The organism is bacterium (assembly GCA_020440705.1).
In the GTDB taxonomy this organism is placed as follows: domain Bacteria; phylum Krumholzibacteriota; class Krumholzibacteriia; order LZORAL124-64-63; family LZORAL124-64-63; genus JAGRNP01.
The window spans coordinates 1-597 of record JAGRNP010000317.1 but is presented as its reverse complement, the minus strand read 5'-3'; the positions used below and the strand labels follow the sequence as shown (position 1 = coordinate 597).

General features: G+C 70.4%; 1 protein-coding gene. It reads right to left on the bottom strand.

All coding sequences use genetic code 11. The annotated features are described in order from the left end of the window. A partial coding sequence (gene selD / locus KDM41_18580; protein ID MCB1185431.1) for a selenide, water dikinase SelD occupies positions 1-597 on the bottom strand: 597 nt, incomplete at both ends.

The following is a 597-nucleotide window of genomic DNA, read 5'->3' as shown; positions in this document are numbered from 1 at the left end:
GAGCACGAGGATCAAGCCTCCCGAGGTCTGCGCGTCCGCCAGCACCAGACGCTCCGCTTCGGCAATCGCCTCGTCGAAGCGCGTGACCACGCTCGCGTAGTGGAGGTTCTTGCGGGTGCCACCGGGGACGCAGCCTGAGGCGGCGAGCTCGCTGACCGTGGGCAGGCGCGGCACGCTGCTCGCGGAGAGGCGGATCTGCACGCGGGAGGCCTCGACGAGGTTTCGGAGGTGCCCGAGGAGGCCGAAGCCGGTCACGTCGGTGCAGGCATGGGTGCCGAAGCGCTGGCCCACCTCGCAAGCCGCAGCGTTCAGGGTGGACATGTGGCGCACCGCTTGCTCGAGCGCCCCCTCGTCGACGTCGCCGCTGCGCACCGCCTGCCCGATGAGCCCGGTCCCGATCGGCTTGGTGAGCAAGAGCACGTCCCCGACGGCGGCGAAGCGTTGCGACCAGATCCGGTCCCGCGCCACGCTACCCACGACGGCGAGGCCGCATTTGGGCTCGCTGTCCTTCATGGTGTGGCCCCCTACCACCGCGCAGCGAGCTTCCAGGCAAATTCGATGCACCCCGGCGAGAACCTCCCCCACCACCTCGTTGCC